At 31.2% G+C, this 1,031-nt stretch carries 1 protein-coding gene; it reads right to left on the minus strand.

The window, feature by feature from the left end; all coding sequences use genetic code 11:
* Window positions 1-213: 213 nt before the first annotated feature.
* Window positions 214-741 (minus strand): CueP family metal-binding protein, encoded by a 528-nt coding sequence (locus GJS40_RS13980; protein WP_062351106.1) that lies wholly within the window; start codon window positions 739-741, stop codon window positions 214-216.
* Window positions 742-1,031: the final 290 nt, after the last annotated feature.

The raw sequence follows: 1,031 nt of genomic DNA on the forward strand, positions 1-1,031 counted from the left end.
TCGCAGCAGATCGTATTAATGCACAATTGAATCAACAAAATGCTTCATGATTTCTGTTTTTAAAAATACAATTTAGAAATTCTGTATATCTGTGTATTTTTAAAAAGAGCAATTATGAAATTGACTCGATTCTAATGAAAATATTATAAACCCATATAATTTTTCCAAATAATCTTTATTCTATTTTTTAAATAGTATCACGAGGTAATAATACTAGATTAATTGCATTGTTGTTATACAAGTATTGTCACCTTCAAAAGTGGAAATCTCAGATTCAGCTGTTTTTCCATCATATTGAATCTTCACGTTATATGTTTTGTCACGTGGCAACCAAAAGTCAATGAATCCATTTTCGAATGATGTCATAGTTTCATCAACAACCACATTACCATCTTCATCTTGAATATAAACATCAAATTCTTTTTCCACTAATTCTCCTTGGCAACCTGTTAAGCTGTGATTAGTACAAGGGTGTGTTGTCTCAACAAATGGTGCGATGGAAACAAAAAATTCATCTTCGGGAAGATCGTAGGTAGTCTCTTTACCATCACTATCAGTTACAATCAGCTCTTCTGAAGTAATAGAAGCAGACACATCACCAGAATCCCCGACACTGTATTCTTGGACCATTTTCTTGATATCTTGTGGTTCTTTTTCATTTGATGCACTTTCGCTTTCACTACAAGCAGCAACTATTAAAATAAGTAATAATCCAATTACTGCCAATAATCCTTTTTTCATATTTTGTTCGACTCCTTTTTCATCCAATTTGTTAAATCTTAATATATACTACCATGTAAAACGAACGATATTCTACATTGTAACAATTTCTACAAGACAAATTATAATGCTCAAATATGCATTATTCGTGCAGATGTAATAGATAAATTATGGAAAATATATTTTAACCTGAATTATTCATACCTCGAACATAAATCAGGGTTTTAGGCCATAAACGATTAGATTCCCGATCCCTTTGAAAGAATCATGGTTATTTTTCTTCTGAAAAGCATCTTTCTAGAATGAGGAGC

The organism is Aliibacillus thermotolerans (assembly GCF_027853235.1).
Lineage (GTDB): Bacteria > Bacillota > Bacilli > Bacillales > Marinococcaceae > Aliibacillus > Aliibacillus thermotolerans.

Coding starts and splice junctions, on each gene's coding strand:
- GJS40_RS13980 (WP_062351106.1), bottom strand. CDS start 741: ATGAAAAAAGGATTATTGGCAGTAATTGGATTATTACTTATTTTAATA.